Genomic DNA, 18,585 nt, shown 5'->3' with positions numbered 1-18,585 from the left:
GTGGTGCCTCACTGCCGCTCCCGAACAACGGCGACCACTCGCAAGCCGGTGCCGACGAGTCACGACGACACCGCACCTGCCAAGAGTCGCGTGTTCGAATTACGTTCGATATATTGTTCGGGGGCGGACGAACCACCCCTGCAGCTGGAGGTGGGCGGAGCGGGATGAGCATCCTCTACATCCACTTCCACGACCTGTCGGACGAGCGGATCCACTGCCGTCTTCTCGCCCTGCTGGCCGAGTACACCCCCCTGGTGCAGTCGCTGCCGCCGGACGCCGCACTGGCCGATGTCTCCGGCAGCCTGCGCTACTTCGGCACGGACGCCACGGCACTGGCCGAACGCATCCGGGCACGCACCGGAGGGCTGTACGGGCTCCGCTCGACGGTCGGGGTCGCCGCGAACCCACTGCTCGCCCGCATGGTCGCGGCCGACGGCCCGCCCTCGGCAGTGCGCACCCTGCCCGACGACATCGACACGGTCACCGCCTTCCTCGCGAAGAAGCCCGCCGCCGCTCTGCAAGGCGTGGGACCTGCGACCGCCCGCACCCTGTCCTCGTACGGCCTGGACAGCGTCGGCAGGATCGCCGCCGCACCGCTCGGCACGCTGCAGCGCATCCTGGGCGCCACCGCCGGCCGCCGCCTCCATGACGCGGCGCGCGGCCTCGACCCGACACCGGTGATCCCCTCAGCAGCGTCCCGCTCGATGAGCGTCGAACACCGCTTCGCCCAGGACGAACTGGACCGGGAACGGCAGCGCGCCGCCCTGCTCTCGCTCACCGACCGCCTCGGTCTGCAGCTGCGCGCCGAGTCCCAGGCCGCGCGCACTCTCACCCTCAGCGTCCGCTACGCGGACCGTTCGACGACAACCCGCACCCGGAAACTGAGCGAACCCACCGCCCACACACGCTCCCTGACAGCACTCGCCTACGAGCTCCACGACCGGCTCACCCTTCAGCGCGCCCGCGTCCGCACCCTCTCCCTGCGGGCGGAGGACCTGATCGCCGCCGAACTGACCTCTCATCAGCTGGCCTTCGATCCGATCGACGAGAAAGCCCGCCGCATCGAGGCCGCCGCCGACCGCGCCCGGAACCGGTTCGGCCCCGGGACGGTGCATCCGGCAGGAGCGGTGACACCCCACGTCGCCTGAAACCGGCTTCCGCGGTGGTACGCCCTCCCCCGGTCGGCAGTACGCCCGTAGTACGCCGCACACGAGAAAGCCCCGCCCCCGCAACGTGCGCGGGGACGGGACTCCGTCTCTTCAGTGAAGCGGTGAAGCCGTCAGCCGATCGAGGAACCCGTCGCGGAAAGCGCCTCCGTGACCGGCTGGAAGAAGGTCTCGCCACCGGAGGTGCAGTCGCCGCTGCCGCCCGAGGTGAGGCCGATCGCGGTGGAGCCCGAGAAGAGCGAGCCGCCGCTGTCACCGGGCTCGGCGCAGACGTTCGTCTGGATGAGCCCGTTGACGATGTCGCCGTTGCCGTAGTTCACGGTGGCGTCCAGGCCGGTGACCGTGCCGCTGTGCACCTGGGTCGTCGAACCGCTGCGGGTCACCGACTGGCCGACGGTCGGGTCGCCGGCCTGGGTGATGGCCTGCGCCGAGCCGTTGTAGAGGTCGACCTCGCTCGGGTGGTCGACGTCGGCGGTGTACTTGACGAGGCCGTAGTCGTTGCCGGGGAAGCTGGACTGCTCGTTCTCGCCGATCACGGTTCCGCCCGCGGACCAGGTGGAGATCGCCTCGGTGCAGTGCCCGGCGGTGATGAAGTACGGCTCGCCGCCCTTGACCACGTTGAAGCCGAGCGAGCAGCGGCCACCACCACCGGTGATCGCGTCGCCGCCCGCGACGAAGGGCTTGAACTCCCCCTTCGTACGCTGGAGTTCGGCCTTGGAGCCGAGCCCCTCGACGACCTCGGTCAGCTTGGCCAGTTCGGCCTTGGAGACCGTGCTGTCCGCGGTGACGACGACCTTGTTGGTCTGCGGGTCGGTCGCCCACGAGGTGCCAGGGATGGTCGCGTCGTTCTTGAGCGTCGTACGGGCGCTCGTCAGCTCGGCGAGGGAGTTCTCGACGATTCTGGCCTGGGCGCCCGCCGCCTGGGCGGTCTTCGCGGCGGTCTCGTCGAGCACGTTGACGACGAGAAGCTTGGCCTTCGCGTCGTAATACGTTCCCGCCGCGTCGGCGCCGAGGTCCTTGCCGAGGGTCGAGGCGAGCTTTCCGGCCGCCGCGATCGAGAGGGTCTCGGGCGCGGGGGTCTTCGTCACCTCACTCGCGTTCGCAGTCTGGAAGGTGACTCCCGCGGCGACCAGTGCGGCGATGCCCGCACCTGCCACGGCGGCACGCCGCTTGGGTATGCGTCGGTGCTTCAAGTTACGTCCTCCTGTGGGGGGAGCGGCCGGGAGGTTGTGGGGACCTCTCCGACCGGAAGGCGTACGGACATGTACCCGGCTCACAACAGAAAACGCCGCGTCCATGCCAATTTGTTCGTCACCCACTATTCCCAGCCTGACAGGGGGCACACAAGGTCGACTTCAGGACGCGCGTAGACAACGGGCGCACGCTCCCCCGGACTTGACCCTGCGTGGTCAGGGCACGTCGGTTCCCAGTGCAAACACTGGGTGCGAGCGCCCGTTGTGCAGCCTGTGAGGTCTAGTCCTGTCCTGTTTTCGACCCCTCGGGGTCCGATTCCATCGGAGGCTCGGCAGGCGGGAGTTGCTCCTGCACCGGTTGCTGAGGCACTGCCGCCGGAGATGCCGGGGGCTGCTGCGCCCGCTCCAGGAACCGCAGCAGCTCCACCGGGAAGGGCAGCACCAGCGTGGAGTTCTTTTCAGCGGCGACCGCCACCACCGTCTGCAGCAGCCGCAGTTGGAGCGCCGCGGGCTGCTCGGACATCACCCCGGCGGCCTCCGCCAGCTTCTTCGACGCCTGAAGTTCCGCGTCGGCGTTGATGACCCGGGCGCGGCGCTCACGGTCGGCCTCGGCCTGCCGGGCCATCGACCGTTTCATCGTCTCCGGCAGCGACACGTCCTTGATCTCGACGCGGTCGATCTGCACACCCCAGCCGACCGCCGGGCTGTCGATCATCAACTCCAGTCCCTGGTTGAGCTTTTCGCGGTTGGAGAGGAGATCGTCGAGATCGCTCTTGCCGATGATCGAGCGCAGCGATGTCTGCGCCATCTGCGAGACCGCGAACTGGTAGTCCTCGACCTGGATGACGGCGTCGGCGGCGTCGATCACCTTGAAGTAGATGACGGCGTCCACCCGGACCGTGACGTTGTCCCTGGTGATGCCGTCCTGCGCCGGCACCGGCATCGTCACGATCTGCATATTGACCTTACGCAGCTTGTCGACGAAGGGCACGATCATCGTGAACCCGGGACCGCGTACCTGCGTGCGCAGCCGGCCGAGCCGCAGCACCACGCCCCGTTCGTACTGTTTGACGACACGGGCCCCGGCCATCACATAGACCAGCCCCACCGACGCGACGGTAACTCCCGCCGCCACCAGCTCCTCCACCATTACGGCCCCCCAGGGTCCGAAGTGGGCGCATCAGGCATGTACGTCGACGGTAACTCCGTCACCCGAGCAAGGGCGAGCCCCCGCACGTCAGTTGAGTGCGGGGGCTCGCCTGCTGCTGGCTGCACGGTCAGGTCGTGCGCGTGCTTGTGGTGCGCCGGTCGGGTCAGTAGACGGAGACACCGTAGCGGCTGAGGGCCTCGGCCACGGGCTGGAAGAAGGTCGTGCCGCCCGAGCTGCAGTTGCCGCTGCCACCGGAGGTCAGACCGAGCGCGACGCCACCGGAGGTGTAGAGGGCGCCACCGGAGTCGCCGCCCTCGGCACAGACGTTGGTCTGGATCATCTGGTAGACCACGTCGCCGCTGCCGTAGTTGACGGTGGCGTTGAGGCCGGTCACGGTCCCGGTGTGGATGCCGGTCGTGGAGCCGTCACGGATGACCGCCTGGCCCACGGAGGCATTGCCGGAGCTGGTGATGTCGGTGTTGCCCGCGGTGCCGGACTTGGTGACCGACGTGTTGGTGTAGCGGACCAGCGCGTAGTCGTTGGTCGGGAAGCTGTAGCCGTAGTTCGTGCCCAGCGTGGTGGTCTGACCGGAGTTGGAGTACCAGGTCGAGGCGACCTCTCCGCAGTGCCCGGCGGTCAGGAAGTAGTAGGTGCTCCCGCTGACGACGTTGAAGCCGAGCGAGCAGCGGTAGCCGCCACCGTAGATGGCGTCGCCGCCGTTGATCAGCTTGTTGAACTTGCCCGGGGTGTGCTTGATCGTGAGGGCGCCGGCGTTGCCGCCCGCGTCCTTCTTGATCTCCGCGATCTCGGCCGCCGAGACCGTGCTGTCGACGGTGACGACGACGCGGTTCGTCTTGGCGTCGACCACCCAGGCGGTACCCGCGATGTCGGACTTGAGTACCGACTTGTTCACGGAACTCAGTTGGGTGGTGCTGAAGGTGTGGACGTCGGCCGCGCTCGCGTTGGGGACGGTGATCGCTGCCGCGGCTACGAGTCCGGCGCTGACGGCGATCAGCCGGGTCCGTCTCGCTATGCCGTTGCGGGGGGTAGTGCGCTTGATCCTCACGTGTCATTCCTCCGAGGGGAAGTAAGGGGCCCGCGTGGGGTCGGGGCCCGTGAGGCGCAGCCAGAGACACCCCTGCCCGGATTCCGGACAAGCCGTGCTCCTGGGAAGCGCTGTGGGGGAGTATTCGGCCGCGCGGCTGATGGGCGCAAGGGCGCCTTTCGGCCGTACAGGGTTCAACTGTTGGACAGCGCGGGGAGGTAGATCTTGCGCGGACCACGCCCACGAACTACGCGTGTTGACAGGCATTGACCACGTCACCGCAGTGGCCGTCGGCGAGTGCCGCCCGCGACAGATGCCGAAGCTCAACAGACGGCGCGCCGGCCCAGAATGGCGTATTCCTGTCATGCACACGGCGGATGCACGGGGCGGCGGAATACGAGCACACGAACGCGCGCCGACGAAGACCACCGTCGGCGCGCGCATGCCGGAAACCGGGCGTCTCAGAGCAGGTTCCGCTCCCCCGCCTCGACCGCCGTGCCCAGGGTGTTCCCGGGCGGCGGGAACGGGCAGATGAAGTGGTCCGCGAAGGCGCACGGCGGGAGCACGGCCCGGTTGAAGTCCACCGTCGTACGCCCCTCGGCGTCGGGCGCCGCGGGCCGCAGGAACCGGAAGCGGTAACTGCTCTCCCCGCTCGTGGAGTCGGCGAACACGGCCCAGAGCGAGCCGTCGCCCTCGACCGAGACCTGAAGCGTGAGGTCCTGTCCGTCGAGGGTGAAGGCGAGCACCCCGCCCAGCCCCAGCCCGCGCGCCTGTCCGTCCGCGTTCTCGACGCGTACGGTGCGGCCCTCGCCGTACGGCGTGAAGTGCCCCGGCACCGACCAGCGCGGGTCGTACCCGGTCGCGTCGATGCCCTTGAACGCCTGCCGTGCGGGTGAGCCGGGGTCGAAGTCGCGTACGCCCCAGACCCCTTCCCGCACGAGGACGACGAACCGGCGCTCGCCGCGCCCGACGCGGGCCCCGTCCGCCGGACCGAGATCGGCGCCGAGCGTCACCTCGCCGGTGAAGGGCTCCCCGTCGACGGTGAGACCGTCCTCGGCTGTCGCCGTCAGTACGACCGCGTCGTCCCCGGCGGTCCATCGCCCCGGAATGCCCGGAAGTTGCCCTTCCGGATGGTCCTCGATCCAGTACGTGCCCGTGAGCGTGAGCGGTCCGTAGGGCGCGGACACCGATTCGTCGCGGTGCTCGTGCCAGTGCTTCCAGTCCTCGGATGCGTCCGTCGTCATGTGATCAACCCTTCCACACCGGATCCGGCAACCCGAGGTGTGAGCGCAGCGTCGTGCCCGTGTATTCCGTACGGAACGCGCCGCGCTCCTGGAGCAGCGGCACCACCCGGTCCACGAACTCGTCGAGGCCGCCGGGTGTCAGATGCGGTACGAGGATGAAGCCGTCGGCGGCGTCGTTCGTCACGAACTCGTCGAGCTCGGCGGCGACGGACTCCGGGGTGCCGATGAAGGACTGCCGGCCGCTCGCCTCGATCACGGTCTGCCGGATGGACAGGCCCTTCTCCCGCGACAGGGCCCGCCACTTCTCGGCGATCGCGAAGGGGTCGGCGATTTTCACGCGCCCCTGCACGAGGGTCGACTCCGGATCCGGGTCGATGTCCGGAAGGGGCCCGTCGGGGTCGTACGAGGAGAGGTCGACGCCCCAGATCTGCTCCAGGGCGAGGATCGCGCTCTGCGGCGAGACCTGCAGGCGGCGGATGTCGGCCGCCCGCTCCTGCGCCTCGGCGGCCGTGTCCCCGAGCACGACGGTGACCCCGGGCATGATCTTCAGGTCCTCGAGCGCCCGCCCGTACCTCGCGAGCCGCCCCTTCACATCGGCGTAGAACTCCCGGCCCGCCTCCAGGCTCCCGTGGCGCGTGAAGATCACGTCGGCGGCGGACGCGGCGAACTCACGGCCATCCGGGGAGTCCCCGGCCTGGATGACGACGGGGTGCCCCTGCGGGGAGCGCGGCAGGCCGAACTCGCCCGCGATGTCGAAGTGTTCGCCTCGGTGCGCGAAGGGGCGAGGAAGACCCTCGGGCGTCCAAGAGTCCCACAACTCCCTTGCCGTGGAGAGGAATTCGGCGGCGCGGGTGTAGCGGTCCGCGCGGTCGAGGAAGCCGCCGCGGCGGAAGTTCTCGCCGGTGAAGGCGTCGGAGGAGGTCACCACGTTCCAGGCGGCCCGGCCCCCGCTCAGATGGTCCAAGGTGGCGAACCTGCGGGCGAGTTCGTAGGGCTCGTTGAAGGTCGCGTTGACCGTGGCGGCGAGCCCGAGCCGCTCGGTGACGGCCGCGAGCGCGTTGAGCACGGTGATCGACTCGGGCCGTCCCACGACGTCCAGGTCATGGATACGTCCCCGGTGCTCCCGCAGCCGCAGCCCCTCGGCGAGGAAGAAGAAGTCGAACAGACCGCGCTCGGCGGTGCGCGCGAGGTGCTCGAAGGACGCGAAGTCGATCTGGGACTTCGACCGGGGATCGGCCCACACGGTGGTGCTGTTGACGCCCGGGAAGTGGGCGGCGAGGTGCAGCTGCTTGCGTACGGTCATGACGTTCCCCCTGCCACGGCGTACTGGTTGGCGGGCCGGGCGAGCCCCAGGTGCTCCCGGAGCGTGCTGCCCGGATAGAAGGTGCGGAACAGGCCGCGGTGCTGGAGCAGCGCCACCGTTCCGTTGACGAGCCGTTCCAGGTCACGGAGTGGTTCGACGGGCGTGAGGTGGAAGCCGTCGGCGGCGTCGGCCTCGTGCCAGGAGGCGATCAGGTCGGCGAGGTCGACAGGGCCGCCCCGGTACAGCGGGCCCTGGGCGGTCTGCCGGGGTCCGCCGCCGCCGTGGCCCGGTTCGGCCGCGTGCTCGCCGTCACCGAGGTCGACGGTGAGTCCGGCGAGGACGCGCAGGTCGTCGGGGTCGCGCCCGAACCGGGCGGCCCCTTCCCGCAGTTCGGCCCGTACAGCGCGGGCCTGCGCCGGGCGCGCGACCCGTACGAGCGCCACATCGGCGTACCGGGCCGCGGTCTGCCGGGCATGCCCCTCGGTCGCGTCGACGACCCGGACGGGGTGACCCTGCGGCGGGCGCGGCACGATCGAGGGGCCCTTCACCGAGAAGGTCGGCCCCTCGAAGTCGACGTAGTGCAGCCTGTCCCGGTCGATGAAGCGGCCTGTCGACTCATCGCGTATCTCGGCGTCGTCCTGCCAGCTGTCCCACAACCGGGCGGCCACGTCGGCGACTTCACCGGCCTCCCGCCACAGCGCGTCGGCGGGCGCGGCGTGCCGCCGGCCGAACAGCCGCGCCTCGCCCTCGGACGTCGACACGTCGATCTGCCAGCCGGCCCGCCCATGACTGACCCAGTCGAGGGTCGCCACGGCCGCCTGTACATGGAAGGGCTCGGTGTGCGTGGTGGTCACGGTCGGCACCAGACCGACCCGGCGGGTGACCGGCGCGACCCGCGCAAGCACGGCGAGCGCGTCGGGCCCCGGACGCGCGAAAGTGTCGCCGAGCGTCACGAAGTCGAACGCCCCACGCTCCGCGAGCTGCGCCAACTCCACATGGGAGGCGGCATCGTAGGCCGCCTGCTGATCGAGAGCGGCGGCCAGATGCAGAAGCGCCCGGCCGTTCGGTGCGGTCATTGAGGAGAACCTTTCAGCGGGGAGCGAGGAGGCGGCGGGATCTGTGCGGATCCCGCCGCCACCCACATGGACTACGACTCGGTCTTCGGCAGGCCCGGAGGGTTGATCTCGGACTTCTCGACGGCCTCGGTCGTCAGCCCCCAGCGCTTGAGCACCTCGGCGTACTGGCCGTTCTCGATCACGTGGTCGATGGCCGCCGCGTAGGCGTCCACGAGACCGCTGTCCTTCTTCGTGGTGGCCGCGATCTTGCCCTGGAGCTTGTCGCCGGCTCCGGAGAGAGTGCCGACGACCTCGGTCTGCCCGGCGGACGAGACGTGGTACGCGGCGGACGGGCTCGGGCCGAGATACGCGTCGATACGTCCCGACTGCAGCGCCAGGTAGTAGTCCGTGTCCTTCTGGTAGTACTTGATGTCGACGGGCTTCAGACCGGCGTCCTCGTTCTGCTTGCTCCAGTCGACGAGGATCTTCTCCTGGTTGGTGCCGGAGGAGACGGCGATGGTCTTGCCCGCGACGTCCTTGGGCTCCTTGACCGTCCAGTCGACGCCCTTCTTCGCCTCGAAGGCGATGTTGTCGAGGCGGTAGGTCGCGAAGTCGTACTTCTCCTTGCGTTCCTCGGTGACGGTGACGTTGGAGAACACGGCGTCGAACTTGCCGCTGTCGAGCCCGACGAAGAGGTTCTCCCAGGAGACCTCCTCGTTGTCGAGCTTGAGGCCGAGGGTGTCCGCGACGAGCGTCGCGAGGTCGATCTCCGAGCCGATCCGGGTTTTGTCGTCGGTCGCGTAGAACCCGAGTGGCGGCGAGGCGTCGGCGCTCTGGCCGAGCTTCAGCGTGCCGCGCTCACGGACGGCCGCCGGCACGAGCGCGGCGATCTCGTCGACCTTCTTGCCGCGGACGCGGTTCTGGTCGGGACCGATGTTGATGTTGCCGACCTTCTTGGTGTCCGAGCCGCCCGTCCCGGTCGCCGCGTCACTGTCACCGCCGCAGGCGCTGAGCAGCGGAGCGGTGACGAGGGCGGCGATGGAGGCTGCGAAGGTGCGTCGGGACAGCATGGGCGAACTCCTATGAGTGTTAAGGGATTTCAAGAGCCGTTCCAGAGGAAACGGGGGCTTCAGAGGACCTTGGACAGAAACGCCCGGGTCCGTTCGTGCTGCGGCTTGTCGAGTACGTCGCCGGGGGCGCCCTGCTCGACGACGCGGCCGTCGTCCATGAAGACAACGGTGTCGGCGACCTCTCGGGCGAAGCCGATCTCGTGCGTGACCACGATCATCGTGGTGCCCTGGTGGGCCAAGTCCTTGATGACGTCGAGGACTTCGCCGACCAGCTCGGGGTCGAGCGCGGAGGTCGGCTCGTCGAAGAGCAGCAGCTTCGGCTCCAGGGCCAGCGCGCGGGCGATGGCGACGCGCTGCTGCTGACCGCCGGACAACTGCTTCGGGTAGGCGTCGGCCTTGTCGGAGAGCCCCACCCGGTCGAGCAGTTTCCGCGCGGTCTCCACGGCGTCCTTGCGGGGCCGCTTCAGCGCGGAGACCGGCGCCTCGACGATATTGTCCAGCACGGTGAGGTGCGGGAAGAGGTTGAAGTTCTGGAAGACGAAGCCGATCTGGGTGCGCTGCTTGAGGATCTCGCGCTCACGCAGCTCGTACAGCTTGTCGCCGGAGCGCCGGTAACCGACGAGGGTGCCGTCGACGCTGATCCAGCCCTGGTCGACCTTCTCCAGGTGGTTGATGGTGCGCAGCAGCGTCGACTTGCCGGACCCGGAAGGGCCGAGGATGACGGTGACCTCTCCGGTCCGCACTTCGAGGTCGACGCCTTTGAGCACTTCCAGCGAACCGAAGCTCTTGTGGACGGACTTGATGTCGACCATGGCGGAGTTCGTGGGCGCGCTCATCGGACGGCTCCCTTGGCGTAGTGACGTTCGACGTAGTACTGGAGGACGGAGAGTGCGCTGGTCAGGAGGATGTACCAGGCGGTGGCGACCATCAGGAGGGGTACGACCCTGCCGTTGCGCCCGTAGATGACCTGGACTTGGTAGAAGAGTTCGCCGATCGCCATGACGGAGACGATGGAGGTTCCCTTGAAGAGGGAGATCACCTCGTTGGCGGCGTTCGGCAGGATCGAGCGCATCGCCTGGGGCAGCACGATCCGCCGGATCTGCCGCAGCTTCGGGATGCCCAGCGCGGCCGCCGCATCCAGTTGCCCACCGTCCACGGCCAGTACGCCCCCGCGCACGATCTCCGCGGCATACGCGGCCTGGTGCAGGGCCAGTCCCAGCACGGCCGCGCTCATCGCCCCGACCAGGCCCATCGTGTCGAAGGAGAAGAACCCCGGCCCGAAGGGGATCCCGAACTGCAACTCCGGGTACAGGTAGGCCAGGTTGAACCAGAACAAGAGCTGGACGATGAGCGGGATCGACCGGAACGCCCAGACATAGCCGAAGGCGACGGCCTTGAGGAACCGGCTCTGCGACAGCCGCATGAAGGCCAGCACGATGCCGAGCGCGAAGCCCAACGCCGTGCCGTAGAAGGTGAGTTGGAGCGTGACCCAGACGGCCTTGAGAACCACGTCCGCCGCGAAGTAGTCGGCGAACACCTCCCATTCCCAGCCGGCGTTGGTGACAAGCCCGTGCGCGAACTGCGCGAGCAGTACGGCGGTCGCGACGACGGCGGCCCAGCGCCAGGGGTGGCGGACGGGCACGACCAGGAGCGCGCCGAGGTCCTCCGGTTCGGGGGCCGTTTTGGTGCGGGGTGGATCACTGGTCAGAGACATGGGGGTTCCTCGGGGCGTGATGGGACATGAGCGGAACGCCGGGCGGGTGCGGTGGAATGGTCCGAACTACGGCGTCAGGGCCGGAACTTCAGGCCGCGGCCCGACAGGACAGCGCGCGCAGGAACGCCAGCACGGCACGCGCCGCCGCGTCGTTCTGCCGGAAGGCCGGGCCCCCGGTACGCGGCCGGGTGAACGCCCCCGAGCCGCGGGCGTCGGTGTGCGGGCCGAGCGCGAAACGCCGGGGGTGCGGGGTGCCGGAGCGGTCCAGGACCCGCCCGTCGGAGGGGTCCACGGCGAGCAGCCCTTCGGGGGTCGCGGCGGCCCCGTCGGCGTACAGCTCACGCAGCAGCGAGTCGCTGGTGCGCTCGACCGTGGGGTGCGGCAGCCGTGCCTCGACGAGCGCGCGGGCCTCGACCGTCGCGCCCGGCACCGTGGCACTGCCCGCCCGGAAGACCCCGTCCTCGGCGGTGACCGTCATGTCCGCGCCCACGAACTTCAGGATCCCGGCCCGCGACAGGGCCAGCATCTGCCGCAGCCGAGGTCCGGGCGGCCCCGACGCGAGATAGCTGAAGAAGCCGTGCCACCACGGGCCGATGTCACCGAGCCGGACCAACTGACCGTATACGGAGAGCAGCCCGAGGAAGACGGCCAGGTCCGGGCTGTTCGACGGGTCGTGACGCCGCGTCAGATCGCCTTCGATGTACGCGCGCAGGCCCCTCTGGAGTTCCTCCTGCGAGGTGTACCGCACCCCGTCCAGCGGGTGGTCGAGGGCGGCGAGGTCGAGCCGGTCGGCGGGGTCCGGAACGGCGGACGCCACCAGTGCCTGGATCTCGGCGGTGTCCGTGGCCGCGTACTTCTCCTCGAAGTCCGTCCAGGCCATCCGCGTCCGCTCGGGGTGTGCCGCGAACAGCCGGTGGTAGTGCGCGAACCCGAGCTCCTTCTCGATCAGCGGCTGGACATCCCGCCGGAAGTCGAACCCCTCCGGGCGCGCCAGCAGTTCGTCGATCTCCGCGGGCCCCAAGAACCTTGGCAGCGGCGGCCGTTCACCCTCCCAGCCGTAACCGATCTTGGAGTGGTAGGGCACCCCGCGCCGGGAGCCGACGTACAGGATCGGCTCACGCCCGGACGGGACGTACGTCTCCCCCTCATGGCGTCCGCCGCGCCCCTCCGTCAGCAGCACCATCAGGTCGACGAAGGCGAGCCCGAAGCCGCGCACGAGGACGGGTTCACCCGCCTCCAGCGCGGACAGGTCACTGTCGGCGGTGAAGTCCGGCGGCAGATGCACCAGCCCGTGACGCTCGGCGTACGCCGCCAATTCCCGCTGTTCGTCGTCGAGTTCGGCGTCGAGGTGACCGAGCGCCAGGACCACGAGGTCGGCGAGGAGCGGCTCCGGCCGACCCTCCAGCCACACCTGCTGACGGCCGCCACGGGGCCCGTCGACACGCAGGGCCCGGCGCGGGTGGTGCTGGACCCGGACGCCCGGAGGCAGGGCGTCCACGGCCCGTTCGTACACCCAGCGCAGGTACGTGCCCTGGCGCTGCCGGTCCGCGAAGACCCGCCCGTCGACGCCCGCCCACTCGTGCAGCGTGGGACCTTCGAGCACCGGCCCGTCCATGGCCACGGTCTCGTCGGTGAACATCGTGACGTCCTGGGCCTGCGAGTTCATCCACAGCAGCGACGACTGCTCCTCGCGCCAGATGCGCCCGCCGCCCGGCGGATAGGGGTCGACGAGATGGATATCGAAACCCTCGGAGCCCCCGAAACTCCCGGAGCTCACCGAACCCTGCGCGCCTTGCGACCCCGAATCGCCGTACAGCTCAGGCAGGTTGGCGGCGATCCGCTCCAGGACACCGGTCCCCCGCGGCCCGGCGCCCACGATCACCAGCGAGGGCCGCCCGGCGCTCATCGGGTGCGCTCCGAACCGCGCGCATAGTGCCGCTCCACGTAGTACTGGCCGACGCTGAGCACCGAGGTGACGATGACGTACCAGAGGGTGGCCACCATCAGCAGGGGCATGACCTGGTAGGTGCGGTGGTAGACGAGCTGGACCGAGTAGAGCAGGTCCTGTACGGCGATGACGCTGACGATGGAGGTGCCCTTGAGGGTGCCGATCAGCATGTTCCCGGCCGGCGGCACGATGGAGCGCATCGCCTGCGGCAGCACGATCTTCCACCAGCGGCGCCACCGGCTCAGCCCGAGCGCCTGCGCGGCCTCGATCTGGCCGCGGTCGACGGAGAGGATGCCGCCGCGCACCACCTCGGCGGCGTACGCGGCCTCGTGCAGGGTGAGGCCGACGATGGCGACGGTGACCGGGCCGAGCAGGTTCACCGTCTTGATCCCGAGGATCTCCGGGTACAGCACTCCGATGTTGAACCAGAACAGCAGCTGCACCAGGATCGGCATCGACCGGAACAGCCAGACGTATCCCCAACTCACCGCCCGCAGCACGGGATTGGTGGAGAGCCGGAACGCGGCGAGCAGGGTGCCGAGGGCGAAGCCGAGCGCCATCACGAGCGCGGTCAGCCAGAGGGTGAGCCAGAGTCCGCGCAGGACCGCGGCGGTCGTGAAGTAGTCGCCCACGACGTCCCACTGGAACGCGTCATTGCGCACTACGGAGTTGAGGGCGAGCCCGAGCAGGACCAGGACGACGACGGCGGCGGTCCACTGGCCCAGGCGGCGCTGCGGGACGATGCGCAAAGGCACCGCATCTTCCGGTGCGGCCACCTTGGTAAGGGTGTCGGAGGACATGCGAAGGCTCCGTGATGCGTCGAGTCGAACACGGTGGTGCCTTCACACGGGCCGCACGGTCACAGGGACCGTACGGACCACACGGCGCGCCACGAGGACGCACCACGGCCGAGCCCCTCAGCATGGCCGTCCGTCGAGAGTACGGGGGCGTTTCCCGTCCCTGTCAAGGGTGTCCACACTGTGAGCGCTACGTCTCATGTCAGTTGACGCGGAAACGGATGCCTGTTCCACTTGCCCCATGCATTCGCAGCAGTGGCTGGTCACGCGCTCCCACATCGACTTCGGTCGAGTGTGGTCCTCTTCCTGTTGAGCTGACCTCTGGCGCCCCCTCTGACGGGCGCTTTCTGCTTTTCTCCGGCGCCGCCTGAGCGCCGATGCCCACGCCTTCACACGCGTATCCCGCGCTCCCCTCGCGCACAGAACTCACTTTTCCCGCCGCTTTTCCCGGCTGCCCTCTGCCTGCCTTCTCCCTGTCTTCCGTCTGCCTTACGCCTGCTCAGGAGATCCGTACGCCATGAGTACGCCCTCGCGACCCCGTAGTCGCCATTTCATCCCCTTTGCCCTGGTTACCTCCGCGGCGCTGCTGCTCACGGCGTGCGGTTCCGGTGACTCGGGAAGCACGGGCTCCGGCGGAACCGACGCCCAGGCCGCGGTCAACAACGACGGAATCCCCACGGCGGACGTGCTCTCTTCCGTCAAGAAGGACGCGGCGGCGGCCAAGTTGCTGCCCTCCGGGACCACCGGTCTCAGCATCGCGGTCAGCGTCTCCGGTCAGCCGCCGGGCACCTCGTACCTGGAGGACGGCAAGACCCTCGCCGGCCAGGACGTCGACTTCGCCAACGCGGTCGCGAAGACCCTCGGCATCAAGCTGGACTACGAGGCCGCGAGCTTCGAGGCGATCCTGCCGGCCCTCGACAGCGGCAAGTACGACCTCGGCATCGGCAACTTCGGTGTGACCGACGAGCGCCGCAAGACCATCGACTTCGTCACCTACATCAACGACGGCCAGGGCTTCGCCACCCGCGACGACAGCAAACTCACGAAGATCACCGACCTGAAGCAGCTGTGCGGCCTGAACGTCGCGACCGCCGCGGGCACGACCTTCGAGGCGACCCTGGAGGACAACAAGAAGGTCTGCACGGACGCCGGCAAGGACGCCTACAAGGTGCAGACCTACAGCGAGCAGGGCGCGATCTGGTCCTCGCTGCAACAGGGCCGCAGCGACATCGTGATGAGCACGATCAACGGCCTGCGCTACGCGGTCGCCCACCAGGAGGGCGTGAAGTTCCTCAGCGAGTACCACCGCCTCGACGTCGGCTTCGCCTTCAAGAAGGGCACGAAGCTGGCCCCCGCCTTCCAGGCCGCGGTGAACGAACTCATCGCCGACGGGACGTACGACAAGATCCTCGAGAAGTGGGGCACCACCGGCTCGGAGATCGAGAAGTCGGAGATCTCACCATCGGAGATCAAGGACTGAGGCGGCCGCTTCCCGGCGAACCCGGGTTCCGTCCCGTACTGGTGACGGGACGGAACCCACCCTCAGCAGCCGCCGCAATCACACCCGCAATCACACCCGTCGCAGCAATTGCCGCAACAATCACCGCAGTCGCAGCAGTCACCGCACCCACTGCAGTCGCAGTCGCACTGACTGCAGAGCCCTTCCCTGCGCTCCCGGCTCCACGGGTCCTCGTACTCGCCGCAGCACATCTGGCACGTGCAGGCCAGCCCCGCCCACACCAAGCAGCCCACGATGAGCCCGCGCCGGTCGCGGTGCGGCGGCTCCGGGGGAAGCGGCGGTCCGCCCGGGCCGCCGGGAGGCGCGTACGGTCCGGTCGGCGGGCCGTATACGTCCGCCTGATGCGACTGGTGTGAGCACGAGCTCGTGCCGAAGGCGCGGTCCACGGAGTTCCGCAGCTCGTGCGCGAGCAGCGTGTGCGCCAGCCTGCCGTCACTGAACTCGACCTCGCGCAGCGCCAGCCGTATCCCGTGCAGCGCGTCGTCCGCGAGCCGCCGCGCCTCCACGAGCGAGGTCCCGGTGGCCGTCAGCGGATTCCAGGCGCCCGACGCGGCGTCAGTTTCCCTGTCCTCCACGGCATCCAGGAGATGCGCGAGCCGTCCGAAGAGCCGTCCCGCCTCGGCGAGCGGCACGGCGTTGCCCGGTCTCCCGGCGAGCACGGCGGTGTGCGCGAAGGCCGCGGCGGTCGCGGTCTCGGTCGGCTCGGTGACCGTCAGAAGCGGCGTCCCGAGCCCGGCCAGCGCCTCGACACCGATCTGCCGGTCCACGGCGTCGACCAGCACAGCCGTGTCGAACCCGACTGCCGAACCGGTACGCGCACCGGCGCGCCCCCAGCTCCTGGCGACCCGGCGCGCGGCGAGCGCCACCGGCTTGCGGGCCAACAGCCCGTCCCCGTCCGCCACGTGATCGCGCACCTTGGCCGACGCCAGCACCAGCGAGACGGCGGCGGCGAGCCGCGCGCCCTCGCCCTGCGCGACGGACGCGGTGCGCATACCGCGCAAGGGACAGGGCCCCGCCGTACGCCGCCCCCCGGTGGCGCGCGCGGCCTGAGCCTCCGTCAAAACCGATACCAGCAGCCCGTCATAGTTCGTGACGACCCTGGCGAACTGACCGTGATCCCCGCGCAGCGCGAGGCACAGCCCGCACAAATGCGCCATCCACTGGGTCTTCAGCCCCTCACCGAGACGGTGCCGGCAGGGCCTGACTATTCCGAACACGACACTCCCCCGTGACCTGTACGACGTTGAGCTGCGGCATCGTATCGACCACCCCGTTCACCCGTACGCACCGCTCGTCACCCATACGCCGTGAAGAATCATATTTCACTCCTAGTCAGCAGCCGTACACAGCAAGACCCTTGGGAAACGCGGGCTCTCGACGTATTCGCTGTGCACCAGTACCGTCACGAAACCCCCGCGCGGCGTCTATCCACTTGGCGCGACATCCGCATCATGGACGACCATGGGGATGCGGAAAGCAAGAAAGACCGCTGTGAGAGGAGGCGTCCATGGGATCGGTGCGCAAGGCGAGTGCCTGGCTTGGCCTCGTCGACGACAACGATGACGAGCGTTACTACGACGACGACAACTACGCCGAGGGCCAGGCGGCCGGCGATGCCTGGGTCACCGACCCTCGTGTGAAGGTCGCGTCCGAGACGGCGGAGGAAAAGGGCCGCCGGATCGGCACGGTCACCCCGGACAGCTTCCGGGACGCACGTGGAATCGGCGAACTCTTCCGGGACGGCGTCCCGGTCATCATCAACCTCACGGCCATGGAACCCGCCGACGCCAAGCGCGTGGTGGACTTCGCGGCCGGCCTGACCTTCGGCCTGCGCGGCACGATCGAACGGGTCGCCACCCGCGTCTTCCTGCTGACCCCTGCCAACACGGAGATCGTCAGCGGCGAGGCCGCGAGCCGTCCGCAGGACGGTTTCTTCAACCAGAGCTGAGGCAGGGCCGCTCACCGGCCCTGCCTTGCCGGGGTCCTTGCGGGTTCTTCCGGGGTTGCGAGTTCCTACCGGAAGGCATCGAGTCCGGTGAGCGCCTTGCCCAGCACGAGTTGATGCATTTCGACGGTGCCCTCATAGGTGAGCACCGACTCCAGGTTCGTGGCGTGCCGCATCACGGGGTATTCGAGCGAGATGCCGTTGGCGCCGAGAATGGTGCGGGCGGTCCGGCAGATCTCGATCGCCTCCCGCACGTTGTTGAGCTTCCCGAAGCTGACCTGCTCCGGGCGCAGCCGCCCCGCGTCCATCCGCCGCCCCAGGTGATGGGCGAGCAGGATCCCCTTGTGCAGTTCGACGGCCATGTCGGCGAGCTTGGCCTGGGTGAGCTGGAAGCCGCCGATGGGCCGCCCGAACTGCTCGCGCGTCTTGGAGTATTCGACGGCGGACTCGAAGCTGGCCCGCGCGGCGCCCATCGCACCCCACACGATCCCGTACCGCGCGTGCGACAGACAGGCCAGCGGCCCCTTCAGCCCGGTGACCTCCGGCAGCACGGCATCGGCGGGCAGCCGTACGTCGTCCAGGATCAGCTCGCTGGTGACGGAGGCCCGCAGCGACCACTTGTGCTTGATCTCCGGAGCGGAGAACCCGGCCGCGTCGGTGGGCACGACGAACCCGCGGATCCCGTCGTCGGTCTGCGCCCACACCACGGCGACCCCGGCGACGGACCCGTTGGTGATCCACATCTTCCGCCCGTTGAGGACCCAGTCCCCGCCGTCGCGCTTGGCGTACGTCCGCATGGAGCCCGGGTCGGACCCGTGGTCGGGCTCGGTGAGCCCGAAGCACCCGATGACGTCACCCGAGGCCATGGAGGGCAGCCACCGCTGCTTCTGCTCCTCAGACCCGAACCGGTGGATGGCGTACATCGCGAGCGAGCCCTGCACGGAAACGAGCGACCGGATCCCGGAATCGGCGGCCTCGAGCTCCAGACAGGCAAGCCCGTACTGCACGGCGCTGGCCCCCGCACACCCGTACCCCTGGAGCGACATCCCGAGCGCCCCGATCCCGCCCAACTCCCGCGCCAGCTCCCGGATCCCGGGCAGCTCCCCCTTCTCGTACCACTCGGCGACATAAGGGAGCACCCGGTCCGCGGCCCACGCCCGCACGGTGTCGCGGATCGCCAGGTCCTCCGCGTCCAGAAGGTCGTCGATACCGAGGGGGTCGGCGGGGTCGAAGGGGGGCAACTTCGAGGACGCGGACATGGCAGAGCCTCCGGAACTCTAAAACTAGCGCCGCTAGTTACGAATACGGCGCAGACGTTACGACGCAGTGTCCCGTACGTCCAGAGCTCCGAGATCCGGCAGCCGCCGACGGCGGACAACCCCCACGGGAGACCCGCACTTGTCGGCTGGGCCGCACGGGCGGTGCGCGGGCGGGAG

16 protein-coding genes are annotated in these 18,585 nt (G+C 69.2%); 3 read left to right on the top strand and 13 right to left on the bottom strand.

Going from position 1 to position 18,585, the window contains the following annotated elements; translation table 11 throughout:
* Positions 1–164 precede the first annotated feature (164 nt).
* A complete protein-coding gene (locus OG266_RS35535) occupies positions 165–1,148 on the top strand; it encodes a hypothetical protein (RefSeq protein ID WP_371550718.1) in 984 nt (327 codons plus the stop codon).
* 131 nt (positions 1,149–1,279) lie between these two features.
* On the opposite strand, the gene OG266_RS35530 is transcribed toward OG266_RS35535, so the two are convergent.
* From OG266_RS35530 to OG266_RS35480, 11 genes are all read right to left on the bottom strand, one after another.
* Entirely contained in the window at positions 1,280–2,359 is a 1,080-nt protein-coding gene (locus OG266_RS35530; protein ID WP_371550716.1) for a S1 family peptidase, read from the bottom strand.
* A 280-nt stretch (positions 2,360–2,639) separates the two neighbouring features.
* Positions 2,640–3,509 carry a slipin family protein gene (locus tag OG266_RS35525; protein ID WP_371550714.1) on the bottom strand — a complete coding sequence of 290 codons (870 nt, stop codon included), beginning with the start codon at positions 3,507–3,509 and terminating at the stop codon, positions 2,640–2,642.
* Positions 3,510–3,672: 163 nt separating this feature from the next.
* Positions 3,673–4,575 (bottom strand): S1 family peptidase, encoded by a 903-nt coding sequence (locus OG266_RS35520; protein ID WP_266466607.1) that lies wholly within the window; start codon positions 4,573–4,575, stop codon positions 3,673–3,675.
* A 440-nt stretch (positions 4,576–5,015) separates the two neighbouring features.
* Complete coding sequence (locus tag OG266_RS35515; RefSeq protein WP_266466605.1) at positions 5,016–5,798, bottom strand: DUF1684 domain-containing protein; 783 nt, start codon at positions 5,796–5,798, stop codon at positions 5,016–5,018.
* 4 nt (positions 5,799–5,802) lie between these two features.
* Positions 5,803–7,101, bottom strand: coding sequence for an NtaA/DmoA family FMN-dependent monooxygenase (locus tag OG266_RS35510; protein ID WP_371550711.1), 1,299 nt, complete (start codon positions 7,099–7,101; stop codon positions 5,803–5,805).
* Positions 7,098–8,177, bottom strand: a complete 1,080-nt coding sequence (locus OG266_RS35505; protein ID WP_371550709.1) for an LLM class flavin-dependent oxidoreductase — start codon at positions 8,175–8,177, stop codon at positions 7,098–7,100. Before OG266_RS35505 ends, OG266_RS35510 begins: the two co-directional genes overlap by 4 nt.
* A 71-nt stretch (positions 8,178–8,248) precedes the next feature.
* Entirely contained in the window at positions 8,249–9,226 is a 978-nt protein-coding gene (locus OG266_RS35500) for an ABC transporter substrate-binding protein (RefSeq protein WP_329548489.1), read from the bottom strand.
* A gap of 59 nt (positions 9,227–9,285) precedes the next feature.
* A complete protein-coding gene (locus OG266_RS35495) occupies positions 9,286–10,062 on the bottom strand; it encodes an amino acid ABC transporter ATP-binding protein (protein ID WP_371550707.1) in 777 nt (258 codons plus the stop codon).
* Positions 10,059–10,940 (bottom strand): amino acid ABC transporter permease, encoded by an 882-nt coding sequence (locus tag OG266_RS35490; protein WP_371550706.1) that lies wholly within the window; start codon positions 10,938–10,940, stop codon positions 10,059–10,061. Before OG266_RS35490 ends, OG266_RS35495 begins: the two co-directional genes overlap by 4 nt.
* A gap of 88 nt (positions 10,941–11,028) precedes the next feature.
* On the bottom strand, positions 11,029–12,846 hold the full coding sequence (locus OG266_RS35485; protein WP_371550704.1) for an FAD/NAD(P)-binding protein: 1,818 nt from the start codon (positions 12,844–12,846) through the stop codon (positions 11,029–11,031).
* The gene (locus OG266_RS35480; RefSeq protein ID WP_266466586.1) at positions 12,843–13,688 is read right to left on the bottom strand and encodes an amino acid ABC transporter permease; all 846 of its coding nucleotides are present in this window, start codon (positions 13,686–13,688) and stop codon (positions 12,843–12,845) included. The genes OG266_RS35485 and OG266_RS35480 overlap by 4 nt, the downstream gene beginning before the upstream one ends.
* A gap of 514 nt (positions 13,689–14,202) precedes the next feature.
* Between OG266_RS35480 and OG266_RS35475 the strand changes: the two genes are divergently transcribed.
* Positions 14,203–15,165 carry an ABC transporter substrate-binding protein gene (locus tag OG266_RS35475; RefSeq protein ID WP_371550702.1) on the top strand — a complete coding sequence of 321 codons (963 nt, stop codon included), beginning with the start codon at positions 14,203–14,205 and terminating at the stop codon, positions 15,163–15,165.
* 62 nt (positions 15,166–15,227) lie between these two features.
* Here OG266_RS35475 and OG266_RS35470 read toward each other — a convergent pair whose 3' ends face one another.
* The gene (locus OG266_RS35470; RefSeq protein ID WP_371550700.1) at positions 15,228–16,421 is read right to left on the bottom strand and encodes a DUF5685 family protein; all 1,194 of its coding nucleotides are present in this window, start codon (positions 16,419–16,421) and stop codon (positions 15,228–15,230) included.
* Positions 16,422–16,711: 290 nt separating this feature from the next.
* Between OG266_RS35470 and OG266_RS35465 the strand changes: the two genes are divergently transcribed.
* On the top strand, positions 16,712–17,152 hold the full coding sequence (locus tag OG266_RS35465; protein ID WP_266466576.1) for a cell division protein SepF: 441 nt from the start codon (positions 16,712–16,714) through the stop codon (positions 17,150–17,152).
* A 65-nt stretch (positions 17,153–17,217) separates the two neighbouring features.
* Here the strand turns inward: OG266_RS35465 and OG266_RS35460 are convergent, their stop codons facing one another.
* Positions 17,218–18,408: an acyl-CoA dehydrogenase family protein gene (locus OG266_RS35460; RefSeq protein WP_371550698.1), complete on the bottom strand. Its 1,191-nt coding sequence runs from the start codon at positions 18,406–18,408 to the stop codon at positions 17,218–17,220.
* Positions 18,409–18,585: the final 177 nt, after the last annotated feature.

It is taken from the genome of Streptomyces sp. NBC_00554, assembly GCF_041431135.1.
Classification (GTDB): Bacteria; Actinomycetota; Actinomycetes; order Streptomycetales; family Streptomycetaceae; genus Streptomyces.
Note: the sequence above shows the minus strand (reverse complement) of the source record. Positions and strands in the feature narration are given on the sequence as shown.